General features: G+C 46.2%; 11 protein-coding genes, 1 tRNA gene and 6 rRNA genes. 15 read left to right on the forward strand and 3 right to left on the reverse strand.

The genetic code is table 11. The features are described 5' to 3' along the window. Nucleotides 1-136 precede the first annotated feature (136 nt). The 4 genes from KNL20_RS02940 (at nt 137) to KNL20_RS02955 (ending at nt 5,588) form a co-directional block, all read left to right on the forward strand. A 16S ribosomal RNA gene (locus KNL20_RS02940) occupies nt 137-1,665 on the forward strand. A gap of 107 nt (nt 1,666-1,772) precedes the next feature. Further along, nucleotides 1,773-1,890, forward strand: a 5S ribosomal RNA gene (gene rrf, locus KNL20_RS02945). A gap of 469 nt (nt 1,891-2,359) precedes the next feature. Then, nucleotides 2,360-5,256, forward strand: a 23S ribosomal RNA gene (locus tag KNL20_RS02950). Together the 16S, 23S and 5S rRNA genes with 1 tRNA gene alongside form the textbook arrangement of a ribosomal RNA operon. 260 nt (nt 5,257-5,516) lie before the next feature. Continuing rightward, nucleotides 5,517-5,588: transfer RNA gene (locus tag KNL20_RS02955), tRNA-Asn, on the forward strand. Nucleotides 5,589-5,657: 69 nt separating this feature from the next. On the opposite strand, the gene KNL20_RS02960 is transcribed toward KNL20_RS02955, so the two are convergent. Further along, nucleotides 5,658-6,071, reverse strand: a complete 414-nt coding sequence (locus KNL20_RS02960; protein ID WP_230399164.1) for an EamA family transporter — start codon at nt 6,069-6,071, stop codon at nt 5,658-5,660. Between the two features lie 215 nt (nt 6,072-6,286). Between KNL20_RS02960 and KNL20_RS02965 the strand changes: the two genes are divergently transcribed. Then, nucleotides 6,287-7,645 (forward strand): MATE family efflux transporter, encoded by a 1,359-nt coding sequence (locus KNL20_RS02965; protein WP_230399165.1) that lies wholly within the window; start codon nt 6,287-6,289, stop codon nt 7,643-7,645. A gap of 206 nt (nt 7,646-7,851) precedes the next feature. Here KNL20_RS02965 and KNL20_RS02970 read toward each other — a convergent pair whose 3' ends face one another. Then, nucleotides 7,852-8,052, reverse strand: coding sequence for a cold-shock protein (locus KNL20_RS02970; protein WP_230399166.1), 201 nt, complete (start codon nt 8,050-8,052; stop codon nt 7,852-7,854). Nucleotides 8,053-8,275: 223 nt separating this feature from the next. Between KNL20_RS02970 and KNL20_RS15880 the strand changes: the two genes are divergently transcribed. The 8 genes from KNL20_RS15880 (at nt 8,276) to KNL20_RS03005 (ending at nt 19,048) form a co-directional block, all read left to right on the forward strand. Then, entirely contained in the window at nt 8,276-8,398 is a 123-nt protein-coding gene (locus tag KNL20_RS15880) for a hypothetical protein (protein WP_268966529.1), read from the forward strand. Further along, complete coding sequence (gene acnA / locus KNL20_RS02975) at nt 8,355-11,063, forward strand: aconitate hydratase AcnA (protein WP_230399167.1); 2,709 nt, start codon at nt 8,355-8,357, stop codon at nt 11,061-11,063. Before KNL20_RS15880 ends, acnA begins: the two co-directional genes overlap by 44 nt. 455 nt (nt 11,064-11,518) lie before the next feature. Next, nucleotides 11,519-13,047 (forward strand): 16S ribosomal RNA (locus KNL20_RS02980). A 107-nt stretch (nt 13,048-13,154) separates the two neighbouring features. After that, nucleotides 13,155-13,272 (forward strand): 5S ribosomal RNA (rrf, locus tag KNL20_RS02985). Nucleotides 13,273-13,838: 566 nt separating this feature from the next. Further along, nucleotides 13,839-16,735: ribosomal RNA gene (locus KNL20_RS02990) — 23S ribosomal RNA — on the forward strand. Between the two features lie 443 nt (nt 16,736-17,178). Further along, nucleotides 17,179-17,550 (forward strand): GntR family transcriptional regulator, encoded by a 372-nt coding sequence (locus KNL20_RS02995; RefSeq protein WP_230399168.1) that lies wholly within the window; start codon nt 17,179-17,181, stop codon nt 17,548-17,550. After that, nucleotides 17,547-18,245 carry an ABC transporter ATP-binding protein gene (locus KNL20_RS03000; RefSeq protein WP_230399169.1) on the forward strand — a complete coding sequence of 233 codons (699 nt, stop codon included), beginning with the start codon at nt 17,547-17,549 and terminating at the stop codon, nt 18,243-18,245. Before KNL20_RS02995 ends, KNL20_RS03000 begins: the two co-directional genes overlap by 4 nt. After that, nucleotides 18,239-19,048 (forward strand): hypothetical protein, encoded by an 810-nt coding sequence (locus KNL20_RS03005; RefSeq protein WP_230399170.1) that lies wholly within the window; start codon nt 18,239-18,241, stop codon nt 19,046-19,048. The genes KNL20_RS03000 and KNL20_RS03005 overlap by 7 nt, the downstream gene beginning before the upstream one ends. A gap of 37 nt (nt 19,049-19,085) precedes the next feature. Here the strand turns inward: KNL20_RS03005 and KNL20_RS03010 are convergent, their stop codons facing one another. Beyond that, entirely contained in the window at nt 19,086-19,874 is a 789-nt protein-coding gene (locus tag KNL20_RS03010) for a helix-turn-helix domain-containing protein (protein WP_230399171.1), read from the reverse strand. A gap of 155 nt (nt 19,875-20,029) precedes the next feature. Between KNL20_RS03010 and KNL20_RS03015 the strand changes: the two genes are divergently transcribed. Together KNL20_RS03015 and KNL20_RS03020 are read left to right on the forward strand one after the other, a co-directional pair. Continuing rightward, a complete protein-coding gene (locus tag KNL20_RS03015) occupies nt 20,030-21,835 on the forward strand; it encodes an ABC transporter ATP-binding protein (RefSeq protein WP_230399172.1) in 1,806 nt (601 codons plus the stop codon). Then, entirely contained in the window at nt 21,828-23,594 is a 1,767-nt protein-coding gene (locus KNL20_RS03020; protein ID WP_230399173.1) for an ABC transporter ATP-binding protein, read from the forward strand. Before KNL20_RS03015 ends, KNL20_RS03020 begins: the two co-directional genes overlap by 8 nt. Nucleotides 23,595-23,602 lie beyond the last annotated feature (8 nt).

The following is a 23,602-nucleotide window of genomic DNA, read 5'->3' on the forward strand; positions in this document are numbered from 1 at the left end:
TCGAAAGTTCTAAAAGTTTTAGTTTTGAACGATCGAAAGATCCTTATTAAATCAGTAAAAGGGATAAATTAGCTAGTTAGTTGATTTTGAACTGGAACAGACTCGCAGCATTTTCTTTTGGAAGATGATGCACATTTTATCAGAGAGTTTGATCCTGGCTCAGGATGAACGCTGGCGGCGTGCTTAACACATGCAAGTCGAGCGGAGGTTTTTTTGGACTTCTTCGGAAAGAAGGAAGAACCTTAGCGGCGGACGGGTGAGTAACGCGTGGGGAACCTGCCCCATACCGGGGGATAACAGCCGGAAACGGCTGCTAATACCGCATAAGCGCACAGCATCGCATGATGCCGTGTGAAAAACTCCGGTGGTATGGGATGGACCCGCGTTGGATTAGCCAGTTGGCAGGGTAACGGCCTACCAAAGCGACGATCCATAGCCGGCCTGAGAGGGCGACCGGCCACATTGGGACTGAGACACGGCCCAAACTCCTACGGGAGGCAGCAGTGGGGAATATTGCACAATGGGCGAAAGCCTGATGCAGCGACGCCGCGTGAGCGAAGAAGTATTTCGGTATGTAAAGCTCTATCAGCAGGGAAGAAAATGACGGTACCTGACTAAGAAGCCCCGGCTAACTACGTGCCAGCAGCCGCGGTAATACGTAGGGGGCAAGCGTTATCCGGATTTACTGGGTGTAAAGGGAGCGTAGACGGCTGTGCAAGTCTGAAGTGAAAGCCCGGGGCTCAACCCCGGGACTGCTTTGGAAACTGTGCAGCTCGAGTACCGGAGGGGTAAGCGGAATTCCTAGTGTAGCGGTGAAATGCGTAGATATTAGGAGGAACACCAGTGGCGAAGGCGGCTTACTGGACGGTAACTGACGTTGAGGCTCGAAAGCGTGGGTAGCAAACAGGATTAGATACCCTGGTAGTCCACGCCGTAAACGATGAATGCTAGGTGTCGGGAAGCAAAGCTTCCCGGTGCCGCCGCAAACGCATTAAGCATTCCACCTGGGGAGTACGTTCGCAAGAATGAAACTCAAAGGAATTGACGGGGACCCGCACAAGCGGTGGAGCATGTGGTTTAATTCGAAGCAACGCGAAGAACCTTACCAAGTCTTGACATCCCCCTGCATGTACCGTAACGGGTACAGTCTTTCGGGACAGGGGAGACAGGTGGTGCATGGTTGTCGTCAGCTCGTGTCGTGAGATGTTGGGTTAAGTCCCGCAACGAGCGCAACCCTTATCCTCAGTAGCCAGCAGGTAGAGCTGGGCACTCTGTGGAGACTGCCAGGGATAACCTGGAGGAAGGTGGGGATGACGTCAAATCATCATGCCCCTTATGATTTGGGCTACACACGTGCTACAATGGCGTAAACAAAGGGAAGCAACGGGGTGACCCCAAGCAAACCCCAAAAATAACGTCTCAGTTCGGATTGTAGTCTGCAACTCGACTACATGAAGCTGGAATCGCTAGTAATCGCGGATCAGAATGCCGCGGTGAATACGTTCCCGGGTCTTGTACACACCGCCCGTCACACCATGGGAGTCGGAAATGCCCGAAGCCTGTGACCCAACCGTAAGGAGGGAGCAGTCGAAGGTGGAGCCGGTAACTGGGGTGAAGTCGTAACAAGGTAGCCGTATCGGAAGGTGCGGCTGGATCACCTCCTTTCTAAGGAAGAATAAGTAGAAGATGTGTTTTGCTGTTTAGTTATCAAGTAATGGGAAAGAAGTAAAAAAAGCCCATAGGCTTGTAAGTATCAAAACTGAATAACTACTGCTGGTGGCGATGCGTTTTGGGGAGACACCCGTACCCATCCCGAACACGATGGTTAAGACCAAAGCGGCCGATGGTACTGCACTGGAGACGGTGTGGGAGAGCAGGTGGCTGCCAGCTTACTGAAAGCAACTTAATGAGTCCGCTAGGACGAATTTAGTGCGAAGTAGTTCATGAACCTTAACGAGCATAGCGAGTTTAGTTGAATGAACATACCCCTTGAAAGCAACTTAATGAGTCCGCTAGGACGAATTTAGTGCGAAGTAGTTCATGAACCTTAACGAGCATAGCGAGTTTCGTTGAATGAACATACCCCTGGTTTTACCAGTGATCAGAAGATACAACATAGGTTGTGTTTCCTGATGACTGATAAATGATCAGTCAGATACGTACCTTGAAAACCGCATACAGATATAATCAATATCCAAGCGTTAATAACGTAAGATAGAGAAAAGACATCCGAGGCATCAGATACGCAAGTAGCTGATGTTACAAACCAAGCAAGAACGATCAAACGATCGATGCTTATAAATGAATCAGTAAACACAAAGAACCAATCCGCACGCTAGCGGAGCGGTGGACTTTTAAAAGGTCAAGCAGTAAGAGCACAGGGTGGATGCCTTGGCACTGAGAGCCGATGAAGGACGCGGTAAGCTGCGAAAAGCTCCGGGGAGGCGCAAACAGCCTTCGATCCGGAGATATCCGAATGGGGAAACCCGCATGAGCAGACCTCATGCATCCATACGCGAATCCATAACGTATGGAAGGGAACCGGGGGAACTGAAACATCTAAGTACCCCGAGGAGAAGAAAGAAAACTCGATTTTCCAAGTAGCGGCGAGCGAACGGGAAAGAGCCCAAACCATGGTGCGTGCACCATGGGGTTAAGGACTGCGAAAAGGTACTTTCTGAGCTAGCCGAATGGTTTTGGGAAAGCCATCCAAAGAGGGTGAAAGACCCGTAGGCGAAAGGAAGGAAAGGCCGGCAGGATCCAGAGTACCACGAGACACGAGAAACCTTGTGGGAAGTCGGGGGGACCACCCCCCAAGGCTAAATACTCCTCAGTGACCGATAGCGCATAGTACTGTGAAGGAAAGGTGAAAAGGACCCCGGGAGGGGAGTGAAAGAGAACCTGAAACCCTGTGTTTACAAACTGTGGAAGTGCCTCAAGTGCACGACCGCGTACTTTTTGTAGAACGGTCCGGCGAGTTGCGGATGCTGGCAAGGTTAAGCATTTCAGATGTGGAGCCGAAGGGAAACCAAGTCTTAAGAGGGCGGAATAGTCAGTATACGCAGACCCGAAACCGGGTGATCTACCCATGTCCAGGTTGAAGCTGCCGTAAAAGGCAATGGAGGACCGAACGCACATCCGTTGAAAAGGGTGGCGATGAGGTGTGGGTAGGGGAGAAATTCCAATCGAACCCGGAGATAGCTGGTTCTCCTCGAAATAGCTTTAGGGCTAGCCTCGTTTTAGATACACGGAGGTAGAGCACTGAATTCCTAAGGGGGCGTCAAAGCTTACCAAGGGATATCAAACTCCGAATGCCGTGGAACCGATGAACGGGAGTCAGACCATACGAGATAAGTTGGATGGTCAAAAGGGAAAGAGCCCAGACCTGCAGCTAAGGTCCCAAAGTGCGTGTTAAGTGGAAAAGGATGTGGGATTTCAAAGACAACCAGGATGTTGGCTCAGAAGCAGCCACACATTCAAAGAGTGCGTAATAGCTCACTGGTCGAGAGGTCCTGCGCCGAAAATGTCCGGGGCTGAAACACGACACCGAAGCTCAGGAATGACTGTAGAGTCATTGGTAGAGGAGCATTGCTGATGCAAAGAAGCAGTACCGGAAGGGGCTGTGGAGCGTCAGGAAGAGAGAATGCCGGAATGAGTAGCGAGAGAGAGGTGAGAATCCTCTCGGCCGAATATCCAAGGTTTCCAGAGTAAAGCTGATCTGCTCTGGGTAAGTCGGGGCCTAAGGCGAGGACGAGAGTCGTAGCCGATGGACAGCAGGTGGAGATTCCTGCACTGCAGTAAGACAGAACTGTGGGGACATATGTGGAAAGCACGGGCGCGGAATGGAAAGCCGCGTGCAAGCGGGGTAGGAGTCCTGAAGGCAAATCCGCAGGACGATCTGAAGACGTGAAGCAGACCGAATCAAAGTAGGGAAGCGTGTGAGCCATGTATCAAGAAAAGCCGCTATTGTTCTTATTGTACCCGTACCGTAAACCGACACAGGTGGATGAGGAGAGAATCCTAAGGCCGGCGGAAGAAGCATTGTTAAGGAACTCGGCAAAATGACCCCGTAACTTCGGGAGAAGGGGTGCCTGTAGAGATACAGGCCGCAGAGAATAGGCTCAAGCAACTGTTTAGCAAAAACACAGGTCTATGCGAAACCGAAAGGTGAAGTATATGGGCTGACGCCTGCCCGGTGCTGGAAGGTTAAGAGGAGAGGTAAGCCGCAAGGCGAAGCTTTGAATTTAAGCCCCAGTAAACGGCGGCCGTAACTATAACGGTCCTAAGGTAGCGAAATTCCTTGTCGGGTAAGTTCCGACCCGCACGAAAGGCGTAATGATTTGAGCGCTGTCTCAACAATGCATCCGGTGAAATTGAAGTACCAGTGAAGATGCTGGTTACCTGCGCCAGGACGGAAAGACCCCATGGAGCTTTACTCCAGTTTGGTACTGGGATCCGGTATTGCATGTACAGGATAGGTGGGAGGCAAAGAAAGAAGGACGCCAGTCCTTTTGGAGCCAATGTTGGGATACCACCCCTGCAGTGCTGGGTTTCTAACCAGAGGCCGTGAACCGGTCATGGGACAATGCCAGACGGGGAGTTTGACTGGGGCGGTCGCCTCCGAAAGAGTATCGGAGGCGCTCAAAGGTTCCCTCAGAATGGTCGGAAACCATTCGAAGAGCGCAAAGGCAGAAGGGAGCTTGACTGCGACACCGACGGGTGGAGCAGGTACGAAAGTAGGACTTAGTGATCCGGTGGTATAAAGTGGGATTGCCATCGCTCAACGGATAAAAGCTACCCTGGGGATAACAGGCTTATCACTCCCAAGAGTTCACATCGACGGAGTGGTTTGGCACCTCGATGTCGGCTCATCGCATCCTGGGGCTGTAGTAGGTCCCAAGGGTTGGGCTGTTCGCCCATTAAAGCGGTACGCGAGCTGGGTTCAGAACGTCGTGAGACAGTTCGGTCCCTATCCGGCGTGGGCGCAGGATATCTGAGAGGAGCTGTCCTTAGTACGAGAGGACCGGGATGGACCGGCCGCTGGTGTATCTGTTGAGCCGCCAGGCTCATGGCAGAGTAGCCAAGCCGGGAAGGGATAAACGCTGAAGGCATCTAAGCGTGAAGCCCCCCTCAAGATGAGATATCCCATTCGAAAGAAGTAAGACCCCTTGAAGACGACGAGGTAGATAGGGCAGAGGTGGAAGTACAGCAATGTATGGAGCTGACTGTTACTAATCGGTCGAGGGCTTGACCTAAGCACTTGATGAATGCAAGTCGCAGACGCAGCATGAATCCTGGTGCGCAGGTCGTTCCATTGAACAACGTGAGATGGAACTTCCAAATGCACCATGATTCAGACAGGCGAGACAGACGTCGAGCCGGAACTGAAGAAGCGGCAAAGCAATCATTAAGTGAGGTCCGGTGTTTACAAAAGGTGGAAAAGATGTGATAATCTGTATGCGGTTTTGAAGGTATGTTTTTAGATAAAAAGCATAAACTAACCTATAATTAAATAATCCTCGATAGCTCAATGGCAGAGCATTCGGCTGTTAACCGAAGGGTTGTTGGTTCGAGCCCAACTCGGGGAGCTTAAAAGAAGTCCTGTAAACATTAAAATTACAAGACTTTTTATTGTTGAGAAAATCAAGGGATTTGCGTCACAGAACCATTATCAAGGTGCCGGCTGTTATAAGAACCGCTCCAATCAATGACTTGGAAGTGAAGTTTTCATGTAAGAATACAAAAGCCAAAATCAATGTAATTACGACGCTTAATTTATCTATGGGAACCACTTTTGAAACATTACCCATTTGTAAAGCCTTATAATAACATAACCAGGAGACTCCGGTCGCCAGACCTGAAAGAATTAGGAATAACCAGCTTTCTCTTCTGATTTCTGTTATCCCGTGCTGCGCGTTTGTGAGAAAAACCATCCCCCAGGCCATGACTAATACAACGACAGTACGAATCGCTGTGGCCAGGTTGGAATTCACTCCATCAATTCCGGCTTTTGCCAGAATCGATGTCAATGCAGCAAACAGGGCAGATAAAATAGCAAATAGTGCCCACATATAATACTCCCTCTCCATCTATGTCTTCAGATATCAGAGAAAAGCAGAATATCATCTGCAGAGTCATTGCTTTTTCTGATAAGTTATAGTTTACTCTTTAAATGAAAATTGTCAAGTACGTATGACTGTGATCTTTGACCTTAATTTTCCCCAGCTTCATTGACAAAAAATAAATACAGGCGTAATATTGTAGCAGAAAAAACAGGAGATGTGTCATGAAATTTAAATTTTTAAGTCAAAGTATGGAACAACGCAGGGAGATGATATTGAAAGGGAGTATGTTATCTACCATTCTTCTGCTGTCATTACCCACTCTGATGATGGGGGCAGTGCAGTCCATGATACCTGTCATTGATGGATTATTCCTGAATAACCTGGTGGGTACAGCTGCCGCCAGTGCTGTGACCTATTGCACACCCGTTGTAAATATGACTACGGCATTGGCACAGGGTTTAAGCGCGGCAGGTATGGCAATTATTGGACAGTTCAATGGGATGGGAAATTTTAAAGAGAGCAGACGTACAACCGTACAACTGATTCTTTTTGCCTTTATACTTGGATTTGTGTTGGCACCTGTTCTGGTGGTGGTAGCATTTGCTCTGTCAGGCCATGTAAATGCAGATATAGCACATAATGTTTTGATATATATTGCACTGAATGCGTTGGTTATTCCATTTTCTTTCCTGGAATCAATTTACAATGCAATTAAGAATGCAAACGGAAAACCAGAAGATTCCTTCGTACGTATGATTATTATGCTTGCTCTGAAGCTTGTGTTTAATACCCTTTTTGTTGGCGTATTTTCCTGGGGATTGATTGGTTCAGTAATGGCGTCTCTGGCTTCTAACATATTGATTACGTTATGGATGTTTTATGAGTTATTTATCAGTAAAACCGGGGATAGACTGGAATTTAAAGGCTTTCATTTTGAGAAGGATATCATAAAAAAACTGTTGTATATCGGTTTTCCCTCCATGCTTTCCAGTCTGATGCTTAACCTGGGATTCTTCCTGATCAACAATGAAGTGGAGAAATATGGAGCGGTTATCCTGAACGGGCAGGGAATTGCCAATAATATTACTTCTGTCTGTTTTATTCTGCCGTCTTCTTTTGGGTCGGCAGTCACAACTATGGTAAGCATGAATATTGGTGCGGGCAAGATTCAAAGGGCAAAACAAGCCTGTCTGGCAGGTTGCATCGTCAGTTCTTTAACTGCTGTGCTGCTCATTGCAATAGTTGTTCCTCTTTCCTCTCATTTAACAATACTGTTTACCAGAGAGCCAAGGGTGCTTTCCGTGGCGAACAGAGCACTTCATATCTATACATATTCAGTCATAGGTTTTGGAATCGCCATGGTCGAACAGGGTGCATTTATTGGACTGGGGAAGACAAAAATTACGCTTGTGATGAGCATTCTCAGGGTATGGCTGCTGCGTTACATCTTTATACTTGTTACTGAGGCCTATTTAAGTTATTATGCAGTCTTCTGGGGGAATCTATTTTCAAATTATGCAGCGGCACTTATTTCAACAATACTGATACTAAGAATGAAGTGGAATTCGGCCATTAATTAACGGATGCTGATTAAGAATAGATAAAAAATACAATAGATTAGGCCAGCGAAGAATATAGAATAAACTCCGCTGGCCTCATGCACCATATCAATATATTAGCATATTTTTTAATACAGTACACTAACTGCAATAATTAACATAGCTCTGACTTCTTAAATATACAGAAATTTAATATCTGTTAACAGATATTAGCTAAGGTTAATGGATTATGCAACGTGTACATTTACAGCCTGTAATCCACGATTACCCTGAGTGGTTTCGAAAATGACTGACTGACCTTCTTCTAATGTCTTATAGCCATCCATTGCAAGACCGGAAAAGTGAACAAATACATCTGCTCCATCTTCACCTGTAATAAAACCAAACCCCTTTTCAGCATTAAACCATTTTACTGTACCCTTATTCATGAAAGATACCTCCTTTAAATTTGTATGCATTTTTTTATAAATAAAAAAACCGCATATAAATGTCAATCATTAATAGAATAATGACTTACAAAAATATGCGAAATCAAAACTTATTAAAAACACTTTCTGTAGAATAACACATTAGAGGAAGAATGTCAAGACAAAAAATAAAAATGCGTTATCAGGCAAAAAATAAAATGCGTTATCAGGCTAGAGAAAGGCTTTGGCAGAAGAAGGAATCTATGTTATGATTACAGGAAAGAACAGGAAACGGGCAAAGATGGAGAAAGGGGCTGTGTTATATGAAGCAGACGAAGAAAAAAGCCTTCAAGCAGTTAAAAATTGAAAACCGTGTCTACGGATACTATGATATAAGCATTTTAAACGAAGATGGATATGATATAGATCATCTTCCCTATTCTATCAGAATCTTACTGGAATCTGTAATCAGACAATGTGATGGCTATGCCATCACAGAAGAGCATGTCTATAATCTTGCAAACTGGAATAAAGGAAGTGATTCAGAAAGTGAGGTTCCCTTTAAACCGGCAAGAGTCATTTTACAGGATTTTACTGGGGTTCCAGCGATTGTAGACCTTGCTTCCATGAGACAGGCGATGTCAGAGGCAGGTGGAGATATCCATAAAATCAATCCGGAGGTACCGGTTGACCTTGTGATTGATCATTCCGTTCAGGTAGACGAGTATCTTTCTCCAAATGCATTGGAGAATAATGTTAAAAGAGAGTTTGAACGTAATATAGAGCGGTATCAGTTCCTGAATTGGGGAAAAGAAGCATTTGATAATTTTCAGGTAGTTCCTCCTGCAACCGGAATCGTTCATCAGGTAAATCTGGAATATCTGGCAAAGGTTGTCCAGGAAAAGACAGAAGAGGGTGGGCAAATTCTATATCCGGATACATTGGTCGGTACGGATTCCCATACCACGATGATTAATGGGCTTGGTGTACTGGGCTGGGGTGTCGGCGGAATCGAGGCAGAAGCAGGAATGCTGGGACAGCCGTCTTATTTTCCCACACCGGAAGTAATAGGTGTGCGGCTGGCAGGAGCACTCCCTACAGGAGTAAATGCCACAGATCTTGCACTTTATATCACACAGATTTTACGGAAAAGGGGTGTGGTTGGGAAGTTTGTAGAATATTTTGGGGAAGGAATTGATGCGTTATCGTTGGCCGACAGAGCGACGGTTGCCAATATGGCACCGGAATATGGAGCTACCTGCGGATTTTTCCCTGTGGATGAGAAAACGCTGCAGTATCTGGAACTGACAGGACGGACGCAGGAACATATCCGCCTGGTGGAATCCTATTTAAAGAAAAATCATCTTTTTTTTGATAAATCAAAAGAAGAACCGGAGTATACGGAGGTTATTGAGATAGATTTATCCGGAATTGAAACATCCCTGTCGGGGCCCAAGCGTCCACAGGATCTGATTCCTCTTGAGAAAATGAAAGAAGAATTCATAAAGTCGGTTACAGCACCAGTAGGTAACCAGGGACACGGACTTTTCCGTCCGGAGTTTGATAAAGAAGTATGTATACAACTTCCGGATGGAAGAAGCAGCGTCATGAAGGCAGGAGCATTAGCCATAGCCGCCATTACATCCTGTACCAATACTTCAAATCCGGCGGTCATGGCAGGAGCCGGCCTGCTTGCCAGAAATGCCGTTCAAAAGGGATTGAAAGTGCCGGCACATGTGAAAACTTCATTGTCACCAGGTTCCAAAGTGGTTACCGGCTATCTGAAAGATTCCGGCCTGCTGTCATATTTAGAGCAGTTGGGTTTTTATATTGTTGGCTATGGCTGTACAACCTGTATCGGAAATTCAGGTCCTTTGCTGCCGGAGATTGAAGAGGCTATTACAGGGCATGATTTACTGGTGACGTCGGTTCTTTCCGGAAATCGTAATTTTGAAGGGCGTATACATCCTCTGGTAAAGGCAAATTATCTTGCTTCTCCCATTCTGGTAGTAGCATATGCGCTTGCAGGAACCGTCAATATTGATTTGCTCCATGAGCCGCTCGGAGTGGGAAATGATAACCAGGAGATATACTTAAAAGATATATGGCCGACATCAGAAGAAATAACTGAAACTGTTGCCAGGAGCGTAAAACCGGCATTATTTGAAAAAGAATACAAGACTGTTTATGAGGATAATTCTTTATGGAATGAGATTCAGGCGAATACAAAGACAGGAGAATTGTACAAGTTTGATAAAAAATCAACCTATATACAGAACCCTGATTTCTTTAAGGACATGCCGAAGGTGCCGGAGGGTATAAAACCTCTTTCCGGGATAAGAATTGCGGCCAAATTTGGAGATTCAATTACGACGGATCATATTTCTCCGGCAGGAGCTATCGGAAGAAATACACCTGCCGGTAAATATCTGACGGAACATGGGATTGCGCCGGAGGAGTTTAATACGTATGGTTCCAGAAGGGGCAATCATGAGGTGATGATGCGGGGAACCTTTGCCAATATACGAATTCGAAATCAAATAGCTCCGGGCACGGAAGGCGGCGTTACCACTTACTGGCCGAATCGTGAGGTTATGACGATCTATGAAGCCTGTATGAAATATAAAGAAGATCATACAGGGCTTGCAGTCTTAGCTGGAAAAGACTATGGGATGGGTTCTTCCAGAGACTGGGCAGCGAAAGGAACCAGGTTACTTGGTATCAGGATGGTAATTGCGGAAAGCTACGAACGGATCCACCGTTCAAACCTGGTAATGATGGGAATCCTTCCTCTACAGTTTATGCCCGGAGAATCCGCAGAAAGTCTGGGATTGACGGGAGAAGAGAGTCTCAGCGCTGCGATTGATGAAACAGTAAAGCCCTTTGATATAGTCAGGGTTACTGCTGAAGCGGAAGGTAAGACAACGAAATTTGACTGTATTGTGAGATTTGATTCCAATGTCGATGTGGATTATTACCGCCATGGCGGAATACTTCAGATGGTATTACGTGAGAAGCTAAGAACAAACTGATTTTATACAAACGGATTTCACTATGCAAAGAATAGAGCTGACCTCTTACAAGTAAGCTTGAACGGATCAAACTCTATTCTTTATGTATAGTTGTAGTGTAATTGGAGAGATGAGAAAAAAGTCGAAAAAGGTGTTGACAAATATAAATAACATGTGATACTATAACTAAGCTGTCAACGGGACAAACGGAAACAGCAAGACAACTTAAAAAATGTCAAAAAAAGTTCTTGACAAACAGCATGCTGCATGATAAGATAATCAAGTTGCTGCTGAGACAGGAACACAGAAGAACCTTGATAATTAAACAGTGAAACACATCCTCGAAAGTTCTAAAAGTTTTAGTTTTGAACGATCGAAAGATCCTTATTAAATCAGTAAAAGGGATAAATTAGCTAGTTAGTTGATTTTGAACTGGAACAGACTCGCAGCATTTTTTTTGGAAAATGATGCACATTTTATCAGAGAGTTTGATCCTGGCTCAGGATGAACGCTGGCGGCGTGCTTAACACATGCAAGTCGAGCGAAGGTTTTTTTGGACTTCTTCGGAAAGAAGGAAGAACCTTAGCGGCGGACGGGTGAGTAACGCGTGGGGAACCTGCCCCATACCGGGGGATAACAGCCGGAAACGGCTGCTAATACCGCATAAGCGCACAGCATCGCATGATGCCGTGTGAAAAACTCCGGTGGTATGGGATGGACCCGCGTTGGATTAGCCAGTTGGCAGGGTAACGGCCTACCAAAGCGACGATCCATAGCCGGCCTGAGAGGGCGACCGGCCACATTGGGACTGAGACACGGCCCAAACTCCTACGGGAGGCAGCAGTGGGGAATATTGCACAATGGGCGAAAGCCTGATGCAGCGACGCCGCGTGAGCGAAGAAGTATTTCGGTATGTAAAGCTCTATCAGCAGGGAAGAAAATGACGGTACCTGACTAAGAAGCCCCGGCTAACTACGTGCCAGCAGCCGCGGTAATACGTAGGGGGCAAGCGTTATCCGGATTTACTGGGTGTAAAGGGAGCGTAGACGGCTGTGCAAGTCTGAAGTGAAAGCCCGGGGCTCAACCCCGGGACTGCTTTGGAAACTGTGCAGCTCGAGTACCGGAGGGGTAAGCGGAATTCCTAGTGTAGCGGTGAAATGCGTAGATATTAGGAGGAACACCAGTGGCGAAGGCGGCTTACTGGACGGTAACTGACGTTGAGGCTCGAAAGCGTGGGTAGCAAACAGGATTAGATACCCTGGTAGTCCACGCCGTAAACGATGAATGCTAGGTGTCGGGAAGCAAAGCTTCCCGGTGCCGCCGCAAACGCATTAAGCATTCCACCTGGGGAGTACGTTCGCAAGAATGAAACTCAAAGGAATTGACGGGGACCCGCACAAGCGGTGGAGCATGTGGTTTAATTCGAAGCAACGCGAAGAACCTTACCAAGTCTTGACATCCTCCTGCATGTACCGTAACGGGTACAGTCTTTCGGGACAGGGGAGACAGGTGGTGCATGGTTGTCGTCAGCTCGTGTCGTGAGATGTTGGGTTAAGTCCCGCAACGAGCGCAACCCTTATCCTCAGTAGCCAGCAGGTAGAGCTGGGCACTCTGTGGAGACTGCCAGGGATAACCTGGAGGAAGGTGGGGATGACGTCAAATCATCATGCCCCTTATGATTTGGGCTACACACGTGCTACAATGGCGTAAACAAAGGGAAGCAACGGGGTGACCCCAAGCAAACCCCAAAAATAACGTCTCAGTTCGGATTGTAGTCTGCAACTCGACTACATGAAGCTGGAATCGCTAGTAATCGCGGATCAGAATGCCGCGGTGAATACGTTCCCGGGTCTTGTACACACCGCCCGTCACACCATGGGAGTCGGAAATGCCCGAAGCCTGTGACCCAACCGTAAGGAGGGAGCAGTCGAAGGTGGAGCCGGTAACTGGGGTGAAGTCGTAACAAGGTAGCCGTATCGGAAGGTGCGGCTGGATCACCTCCTTTCTAAGGAAGAATAAGTAGAAGATGTGTTTTGCTGTTTAGTTATCAAGTAATGGGAAAGAAGTAAAAAAAGCCCATAGGCTTGTAAGTATCAAAACTGAATAACTACTGCTGGTGGCGATGCGTTTTGGGGAGACACCCGTACCCATCCCGAACACGATGGTTAAGACCAAAGCGGCCGATGGTACTGCACTGGAGACGGTGTGGGAGAGCAGGTGGCTGCCAGCTTACTGAAAGCAACTTAATGAGTCCGCTAGGACGAATTTAGTGCGAAGTAGTTCATGAACCTTAACGAGCATAGCGAGTTTAGTTGAATGAACATACCCCTTGAAAGCAACTTAATGAGTCCGCTAGGACGAATTTAGTGCGAAGTAGTTCATGAACCTTAACGAGCATAGCGAGTTTAGTTGAATGAACATACCCCTTGAAAGCAACTTAATGAGTCCGCTAGGACGAATTTAGTGCGAAGTAGTTCGTGAACCTTAACGAGCATAGCGAGTTTCGTTGAACGAACACACCCCTGGTTTTACCAGTGATCAGAAGATACAACATAGGTTGTGTTTCCTGATGACTGATAAATGATCAGTCAGATACGTACCTTGAAAACCGCATACAGATATAATCAATATCCAAGCGTTAATAACGTAAGATAGAGAAAAGACATCCGAGGCATCAGATACGCAAGTAGCTGATGTTACAAACCAAGCAAGAACGATCAAACGATCGATGCTTATAAATGAATCAGTAAACACAAAGAACCAATCCGCACGCTAGCGGAGCGGTGGACTTTAAAAAGGTCAAGCAGTAAGAGCACAGGGTGGATGCCTTGGCACTGAGAGCCGATGAAGGACGCGGTAAGCTGCGAAAAGCTCCGGGGAGGCGCAAACAGCCTTTGATCCGGAGATATCCGAATGGGGAAACCCGCATGAGCAGACCTCATGCATCCATACGCGAATCCATAACGTATGGAAGGGAACCGGGGGAACTGAAACATCTAAGTACCCCGAGGAGAAGAAAGAAAACTCGATTTTCCAAGTAGCGGCGAGCGAACGGGAAAGAGCCCAAACCATGGTGCGTGCACCATGGGGTTAAGGACTGCGAAAAGGTACTTTCTGAGCTAGCCGAATGGTTTTGGGAAAGCCATCCAAAGAGGGTGAAAGACCCGTAGGCGAAAGGAAGGAAAGGCCGGCAGGATCCAGAGTACCACGAGACACGAGAAACCTTGTGGGAAGTCGGGGGGACCACCCCCCAAGGCTAAATACTCCTCAGTGACCGATAGCGCATAGTACTGTGAAGGAAAGGTGAAAAGGACCCCGGGAGGGGAGTGAAAGAGAACCTGAAACCCTGTGTTTACAAACTGTGGAAGTGCCTCAAGTGCACGACCGCGTACTTTTTGTAGAACGGTCCGGCGAGTTGCGGATGCTGGCAAGGTTAAGCATTTCAGATGTGGAGCCGAAGGGAAACCAAGTCTTAAGAGGGCGAAATAGTCAGTATACGCAGACCCGAAACCGGGTGATCTACCCATGTCCAGGTTGAAGCTGCCGTAAAAGGCAATGGAGGACCGAACGCACATCCGTTGAAAAGGGTGGCGATGAGGTGTGGGTAGGGGAGAAATTCCAATCGAACCCGGAGATAGCTGGTTCTCCTCGAAATAGCTTTAGGGCTAGCCTCGTTTTAGATACACGGAGGTAGAGCACTGAATTCCTAAGGGGGCGTCAAAGCTTACCAAGGGATATCAAACTCCGAATGCCGTGGAACCGATGAACGGGAGTCAGACCATACGAGATAAGTTGGATGGTCAAAAGGGAAAGAGCCCAGACCTGCAGCTAAGGTCCCAAAGTGCGTGTTAAGTGGAAAAGGATGTGGGATTTCAAAGACAACCAGGATGTTGGCTCAGAAGCAGCCACACATTCAAAGAGTGCGTAATAGCTCACTGGTCGAGAGGTCCTGCGCCGAAAATGTCCGGGGCTGAAACACGACACCGAAGCTCAGGAATGACTGTAGAGTCATTGGTAGAGGAGCATTGCTGATGCAAAGAAGCAGTACCGGAAGGGGCTGTGGAGCGTCAGGAAGAGAGAATGCCGGAATGAGTAGCGAGAGAGAGGTGAGAATCCTCTCGGCCGAATATCCAAGGTTTCCAGAGTAAAGCTGATCTGCTCTGGGTAAGTCGGGGCCTAAGGCGAGGACGAGAGTCGTAGCCGATGGACAGCAGGTGGAGATTCCTGCACTGCAGTAAGACAGAACTGTGGGGACATATGTGGAAAGCACGGGCGCGGAATGGAAAGCCGCGTGCAAGCGGGGTAGGAGTCCTGTAGGCAAATCCGCAGGACGATCTGAAGACGTGAAGCAGACCGAATCAAAGTAGGGAAGCGTGTGAGCCATGTATCAAGAAAAGCCGCTATTGTTCTTATTGTACCCGTACCGTAAACCGACACAGGTGGATGAGGAGAGAATCCTAAGGCCGGCGGAAGAAGCATTGTTAAGGAACTCGGCAAAATGACCCCGTAACTTCGGGAGAAGGGGTGCCTGTAGAGATACAGGCCGCAGAGAATAGGCTCAAGCAACTGTTTAGCAAAAACACAGGTCTATGCGAAACCGAAAGGTGAAGTATATGGGCTGACGCCTGCCCGGTGCTGGAAGGTTAAGAGGAGAGGTAAGCCGCAAGGCGAAGCTTTGAATTTAAGCCCCAGTAAACGGCGGCCGTAACTATAACGGTCCTAAGGTAGCGAAATTCCTTGTCGGGTAAGTTCCGACCCGCACGAAAGGCGTAATGATTTGAGCGCTGTCTCAACAATGCATCCGGTGAAATTGAAGTACCAGTGAAGATGCTGGTTACCTGCGCCAGGACGGAAAGACCCCATGGAGCTTTACTCCAGTTTGGTACTGGGATCCGGTATTGCATGTACAGGATAGGTGGGAGGCAAAGAAAGAAGGACGCCAGTCCTTTTGGAGCCAATGTTGGGATACCACCCCTGCAGTGCTGGGTTTCTAACCAGAGGCCGTGAACCGGTCATGGGACAATGCCAGACGGGGAGTTTGACTGGGGCGGTCGCCTCCGAAAGAGTATCGGAGGCGCTCAAAGGTTCCCTCAGAATGGTCGGAAACCATTCGAAGAGCGCAAAGGCAGAAGGGAGCTTGACTGCGACACCGACGGGTGGAGCAGGTACGAAAGTAGGACTTAGTGATCCGGTGGTATAAAGTGGGATTGCCATCGCTCAACGGATAAAAGCTACCCTGGGGATAACAGGCTTATCACTCCCAAGAGTTCACATCGACGGAGTGGTTTGGCACCTCGATGTCGGCTCATCGCATCCTGGGGCTGTAGTAGGTCCCAAGGGTTGGGCTGTTCGCCCATTAAAGCGGTACGCGAGCTGGGTTCAGAACGTCGTGAGACAGTTCGGTCCCTATCCGGCGTGGGCGCAGGATATCTGAGAGGAGCTGTCCTTAGTACGAGAGGACCGGGATGGACCGGCCGCTGGTGTATCTGTTGAGCCGCCAGGCTCATGGCAGAGTAGCCAAGCCGGGAAGGGATAAACGCTGAAGGCATCTAAGCGTGAAGCCCCCCTCAAGATGAGATATCCCATTCGAAAGAAGTAAGACCCCTTGAAGACGACGAGGTAGATAGGGCAGAGGTGGAAGTACAGCAATGTATGGAGCTGACTGTTACTAATCGGTCGAGGGCTTGACCTAAGCACTTGATGAATGCAAGTCGCAGACGCAGCATGAATCCTGGTGCGCAGGTCGTTCCATTGAACAACGTGAGATGGAACTTCCAAATGCACCATGATTCAGACAGGCGAGACAGACGTCGAGCCGGAACTGAAGAAGCGGCAAAGCAATCATTAAGTGAGGTCCGGTGTTTACAAAAGGTGGAAAAGATGTGATAATCTGTATGCGGTTTTGAAGGTATGTTTTTAGATAAAAAGCATAAACTAACCTATAATTAACTTTCGATAGTCCGGCGTTAAAACCTCGGGCTGTTATTTGTGTTATCAATTATAGAACATAACGTCGAAATAATATACATTATAAAGCATCTTGGAAAAATCCAAGGTGTTTTTTTGCTTGACAAAAACATCGGAAAAGTGTATTATTGTACTACGAACACAATACAATAATACAGGAGGTGAGAAGATGGCATGGAACTTAGATTCCGGAAGGCCAATCTACACACAGTTAGTAGAGCGAATTGAACTTTCCATTGTTTCCGGTCATTATAAACCGGGTGATAAATTACCGTCTGTGCGGGAACTGGCTGTTGAAGCTGGTGTAAATCCCAACACGATGCAGAAAGCTATGGCAGAACTCGAAAGAGGAGGGCTGCTTCATGCAGAGAGAACAAGCGGAAGATTTATAACGGAGGATAAGGGTATGATCGATAAGATGAGGGAGGAACTGGCAAAAATCCAGATTCGGGAATTTATGGAAAAAATGAGTCAGATGGGGTTTGGAAAAGAAGAGATTCTTAACTTACTTCGTAAAAGTCTGGAGGGGGAAAAGGAATGAGCACAATTTTGGAATGCAAGGGGTTATCGAAGCATTATGGAAAAAAACAGGCAGTAAAATCTATTGACTTGTCACTGGAATCCGGAAGAATTATCGGCCTGCTTGGGCCAAACGGGAGCGGAAAGACAACATTGATTAAATTAATTAATAGTTTGCTGTCACCATCAGAGGGTACACTGCTGATTGATGGAAAGCTGCCCGGAGCGGAGACGAAGGAGATTGTTTCTTATCTTCCGGAGCGCACATATCTGGATGAAAATCAGAAGGTTTCAGATACACTGGATTTTTTTGAAGATTTTTATGCGGATTTTGACAGAACCCGCGCGATGGATATGCTGAAGCGCTTATCAATTGATCCGACAGAAAGAATTAAAACATTGTCCAAAGGAACAAGGGAAAAAGTACAGTTAATATTGGTTATGAGCAGAAGAGCAAAGCTATATTGCCTGGATGAGCCAATTGCAGGTGTTGATCCGGCGGCCAGAGATTATATCTTAGATACCATTATCAATAATTATGATGAAAATGCAACGATACTTATCTCGACCCACCTGATATCGGATGTGGAAAACATTTTGGATGAAGTGATTTTCATAAAGGATGGACAAATCCGTCTGCAGACAGCAGTAGATGACATTCGTGTAAAACAGGGGAAATCAGTGGATGCACTGTTCAGGGAGGTGTTCAGATGCTAAAAAAGTTATTTAAATATGAGTGGAAAGCAACATCCAGAAGCCTTATGGTCGTCCATGCAATTGTCCTTGTTTTCGCAGTTCTTACAAGAATCTTTTTTGCAGTAAGCGGTGGTCTGGAGGGAAGTTCTGTTATAGCGGGGCTGTTTTTATTCTTAAGTGTTATGGTAATATGTACTGCAGCAATATTTACAGTCATCTTTATAGGCTTTCGTTTTTACAAAAATGTCTTTACAGATCAGGGGTATCTGACTAACACGCTGCCTGTAACTCCGCAGCAGATAATCATATCCAAGGGACTCGTAGGGCTTATCTGGGAGGTTTTGGATATTATATTCGTGATAGCGGCAATTTTTATAATAGCGGCAGATGGAGATATGCTTAGAGAGCTGACAAGTGTAGTTAAGGAAAGTATCAAATATCTGTTTAATGGGGAAGCAGCACTTAGTGCATGGTTAGTTCTGATTACGATCGTTTTGTCACCAGTAGTGTATATACTTGAAATGTATGTTTCTGTAGCATTAGGCAATCTGTTTTCCGGACATAAGCTTTTGGGAGCGGTTGGGGCATTCGCCGGAATCTATATCGTCCAGCAGATTATTATGATCATTACGCTTGGAATCACTGGATATAAAGCTTTCGCAGCCACAACAGTTTATTCGGCGGATGCAGTAGAAGTACAGGTAAGAGGCCTGCAGATGCTGGATACAACGATGCTAGTGAATCTGATTCTGTCATTGATTGCTATAATAGCGAGCTTTCTCGTGACAAAATATATTATGACAAAGAAATTAAATCTTCAGTAGCTCAAAAATTCACTCCCTCTATATGCACGGACACTTATTAAAGCGGTGTCCGTGCAGCCGAAGGAGAGATTCCATACTTTTTTTTATACATCTTACTTAAGTAGAATTCATCATAAAACCCAAAATTCTGTGCAGCGGTTTTCAGCTTTTCGTCCGGATGTTGTGTAAGAAAGGAATGCACCGCTTTCAATTTCAAATCCATCTGATATTGATAAGCAGACATATCAAAAACCTCATGAAATTTCTTATTTAAAGTTTTCACTGAAACGTTGAGTAAATCCGTAATCTCACTTAGAGAATAGAAGTATTCTGGTCTGGATTCCATGATTTTGACTGCTTCTGAAACAACTGCATATTTTTCGGTATCCCGGCTGTCTTCAGCAATACGAAACAGTTGACATAATAAAAGATTCAGGGAAGCCGTTATTTCAGAGTCTGTCACATATGTGCTCCTGTTATGGTGTAGGGAAATGAGGGAAGAGAACAGATCTTTAATCTGCGGTGCATGACCACAGGAAATCAGTGGGGGGAAGGAGGCCAGATCGCAGGATTCTTCTTCCTTAATATGCAGAAACATAATTTTCGTACCCGGAAGACAAAGCTCTTTACTAAAGTGATGAACTCCCGCTCTTAACATGAGGACATCTCCCGCCTTCATAAGATAGGGCTTTTGATCCATCCATATTTCCCATTCACCTTCCAGCATATATATAAAATCATGATCTTTCATAGTCCGGTCCGGATGCAACACACCCTTCATATATGTGACGTAATTCCCGTCATTAAGTTTTCGCTTTGAAGTTAATGAGTACAAGTATTCTTTCATGAGCCGATTTCCTGATTACCTCCAAGATTCGTTACTTATATCCTCAATTATACATGGAAGTGCACGCTTTATCAATGGTAATTCAGCATTCTTTCTGCTAGAGTAAAAAGAACCGACATAAAAAAGATGTAATTGTAAGGAGGAGGTAAGGATTCATGCGTCAGACGAAATGGCTCTGGTCACAGATGAAAGCTTACAGGAAACGATATATTTTTCTGGTAGCAGTTATCCTGATTCCAATTGTTATGCAGCTGATCAATCCACTGATCACGCAGATGATTGTAGATCAGGTCGTAATGAAGATTCCACAGAATAAGGGGGATATGCAGGAGCTGATTGATAAACTTATAAAGCTTTTGCTTTTGATGGTTATGTTTATGGCCGTGCGAACCTTTGTATGGCGATATGCCATCGTCGGAATAGAGGAATGTGGACAGAGATTCCTGTACGACTTCAAGAAGCAGATGTTCCACAAGCTTCAGAATCTGGATCGTGGATTTTACAAAAGAAACGAAACCGGAGATTTGATGACGAGGCTTACATCGGATGCCGAGATGGGAAAGCATGGGATTGTAACCTTGTTCAGAGGCTTTTTGGAGGCTTTTACCCTGTATCTGGCCACAACTATCTATATGATGTCAAAAGATGTGTTGTTGACACTGGCACTCATGGTATTTACTCCGATGATATTTTTTGTGACATTTAGGTTTTCAAGAACCGCGAGACCATATTATATGAAACTGAGAGAGAAGCTCTCAAGGCTTAACAGCAACGCACAGGAAAATATAGAGGCGAATCGGGTCATCAAAGCCTTCGCCCGAGAAGCCTTTGAAGAAGAAAATTTTCTCGAAAAAAACACAAACTATAAAGAGGCTAATATTAAGGCATCCTTTGTATGGCTTAGGTTTTATCCCGCAATAGAGGGATTCTCCCAGGCACTTCCAATTGTTGTGCTGGTGCTGGGCGGCATCTTTCTTATGAATGGAAGAATCACTGCAGGAACCTTTCTGGCATTTAACAGTCTGTGCTGGACACTCGCCGCTCCGATGAGAAACTTAGGGATTTTGGTTAATGACACCCAACGGTTTCTGGCATCGGTTGATAAACTGATCGAACTGTATGAGGCGGAACCATCTGTAAAGAATAAAAGCGGAGCGCTTGTTGAGAAAGATGAGCTTGAAGGTAAGATTGAGTTCCGGGATGTAAGCGTAAAACTGGAACATACGGATGTACTGGAACATGTCAATCTGACAATTATGCCGGGAGAAACTGTTGCGGTGATGGGGCCTACAGGTTCGGGAAAGACAACTTTAATCAACTGCATCAATCGTTTTATCGATGTGACAGATGGGGCCGTTCTTATTGATAATGTGGATGTCAGGGATTATGACCTGAAAGTGCTTCGGAAAAATATCGGTATTGCAAATCAGGATGTTTTTCTGTTCTCTGATACGATTAACCGGAATATCGCATTTGGAAACAGTATGCTTCCCACAGATCAGATCGAAAGATTTGCCCGTCTTGCGAGAGCTGATTTTGTGTGGCGTATGCAAAATGGATTTGATACGATGGTGGGTGAACGGGGAACCGGGCTGTCAGGGGGACAGAAGCAACGTCTGGCACTGGCCCGCGCTATTGCCGTGAAACCTTCTATATTAATACTGGATGATACAACATCTGCCGTGGATATGAATACAGAAAGCGAAATTCGGGATAACCTTGTCAGGATGCCGGAAAGGGCGACAAAGATTATTATAGCCCAAAGATATTTTTCTGCAATGAAGGCTGACAAGATTATAATATTAAATAATGGTCATGTTGCGGAAGTCGGAACCCATAAAGAACTACTTGCAAAACGTGGTTACTATACGGATATTTATTTGCTGCAGAGAGGAATCAGTTCCTTGGAGGAAGACATATATACGCAATATGAAGAAACGGAGGTGCTGAACCATGGCTGACAGAAACAGATTCGATCAGGATGAACGGCTTGAAGAGGAATTTAACATCGGGCATCTGAAGAGAACCTTTGTATACATCAGGAAGAGAAAAAATGCTATGCTTCAGGCACTTCTCTTTTCCGCCGTTTCATCTGTTTTTTCATTGATACCTGCTAAAATCATCGGATATGCCGTGGACAATACGATTCCGAACGGCGATGTAAGACAGCTTTTGCTTCTGGCTGCTGCAGTTGCAGCTATTGTGTCTGTTAGTGTTACACTGGCTGTGATACGTGCAAGAATTATGACCAAGGTGGGGCAGGATATCATCTTCGATATACGAATGGATTTATTCCGAAAGCTTCAGGAACTGCCGTTTACATACTATGATGAGAGACCACACGGGAAGATTCTGGTACGTGTCATCAATTATGTCAACAATGTGTCCGATATGCTTTCTAATGGCATGATTAACTTTGTGCTTGAGATTTTTAATATCCTGTTTATTCTGGCCTTCATGTTTACGACAAGTGTAAAATTAACCCTGATTATATTTGCAGGGGTGCCTGTTCTGGTTTTTGGGCTTTCAAAGCTAAAGCCCAGGCAGCGAAGGGCATGGCAGGATGTCAGCAATAAAGGCTCCAACATGAACGCGTATCTTCAGGAAAGTATCAACGGAGTTGCGATTTCACAGAACTTCGTAAGGCAGGGAGAGAATGAAGAAATCTTTGATGAACTGAATCGCAGCAATTATGAGTCGGTGATGCATGCCGTCCGGCTTGCGTACTGGACGCCGAATATGGTAGACTTAACAGCAGTTACAGCAATTGCTTTTATGTATCTGACAGGCGTGGCATGGCTGCGTCCTGCAATCAGCTTTGGAGTCATACTGGTTATGGGGGACTATGCCTGGAGGATGTGGCAGCCGATTATCAACATAGCAAACCTCTACAATCAGCTGCTGAATACGTTGTCCTATCTGGAGCGTATCTTTGAGATTATTGATGAGCCGGTTTACCTGACCGATGCAGAGGATGCCAAGGAACTCCCTCCGATTACCGGGGATGTGGATTTTGAAGATGTTACATTTGCATATGAAAAGGGATTTAATATTCTGGAGCATATGAATCTCCATGTAAGTGCGGGAGAGAGCATCGCACTCGTAGGACCGACCGGAGCCGGGAAATCCACGATTGTAAACCTTTTGTCCAGATTCTACGATGTCACAGGAGGATGTGTGAGAATAGACGGACACGATCTTCGTGACGTAACGATGCATTCTCTTCGAAGTCAGATGGGAGTGATGCAGCAGGATGGGTTTATCTTCTCAGGAACCATAGCCGATAATGTCAGATACGGACGGCTGGATGCCACCCAGGAAGAGATTGAGGAAGCTTGTAAGGCGGTTCACGCAGATGAGTTTATCCGTGATATGGAACAGGGATATGAGACGGTGGTTGAGGAAAAGGGGAGTATCCTGTCACAGGGACAAAAGCAGTTGATTGCATTTGCCCGAACTCTGATCCGGGATCCCAAAATCCTGATTCTGGACGAAGCAACATCATCCATTGACACAAAGACAGAAAGGCTGGTGCAAGAAGGGCTTGACCGCCTGATGGAAGGAAGAACGACTTTTGCTGTGGCGCACCGGCTCTCCACAATTAAAAACTGTGATAAGATTCTTTATATATCGGATAAGGGGATTTCGGAGATGGGAACACATAGTGAATTGATGAAACAAAAGGGGAAATACTACGATATGGTAACCGCCCAGATGTGAAGGAGGAA

The organism is Novisyntrophococcus fermenticellae (assembly GCF_018866245.1).
GTDB classification, from domain to species: domain Bacteria; phylum Bacillota; class Clostridia; order Lachnospirales; family Lachnospiraceae; genus Novisyntrophococcus; species Novisyntrophococcus fermenticellae.

Coding starts and splice junctions, on each gene's coding strand:
- KNL20_RS03005 (WP_230399170.1), top strand. CDS start 18,239: ATGCTAAAAAAGTTATTTAAATATGAGTGGAAAGCAACATCCAGAAGC.
- KNL20_RS02970 (WP_230399166.1), bottom strand. CDS start 8,052: ATGAATAAGGGTACAGTAAAATGGTTTAATGCTGAAAAGGGGTTTGGT.
- KNL20_RS02965 (WP_230399165.1), top strand. CDS start 6,287: ATGAAATTTAAATTTTTAAGTCAAAGTATGGAACAACGCAGGGAGATG.
- KNL20_RS03010 (WP_230399171.1), bottom strand. CDS start 19,874: ATGAAAGAATACTTGTACTCATTAACTTCAAAGCGAAAACTTAATGAC.
- KNL20_RS03000 (WP_230399169.1), top strand. CDS start 17,547: ATGAGCACAATTTTGGAATGCAAGGGGTTATCGAAGCATTATGGAAAA.
- KNL20_RS02960 (WP_230399164.1), bottom strand. CDS start 6,071: ATGTGGGCACTATTTGCTATTTTATCTGCCCTGTTTGCTGCATTGACA.
- KNL20_RS03015 (WP_230399172.1), top strand. CDS start 20,030: ATGCGTCAGACGAAATGGCTCTGGTCACAGATGAAAGCTTACAGGAAA.
- KNL20_RS02995 (WP_230399168.1), top strand. CDS start 17,179: ATGGCATGGAACTTAGATTCCGGAAGGCCAATCTACACACAGTTAGTA.
- acnA (WP_230399167.1), top strand. CDS start 8,355: ATGAAGCAGACGAAGAAAAAAGCCTTCAAGCAGTTAAAAATTGAAAAC.
- KNL20_RS03020 (WP_230399173.1), top strand. CDS start 21,828: ATGGCTGACAGAAACAGATTCGATCAGGATGAACGGCTTGAAGAGGAA.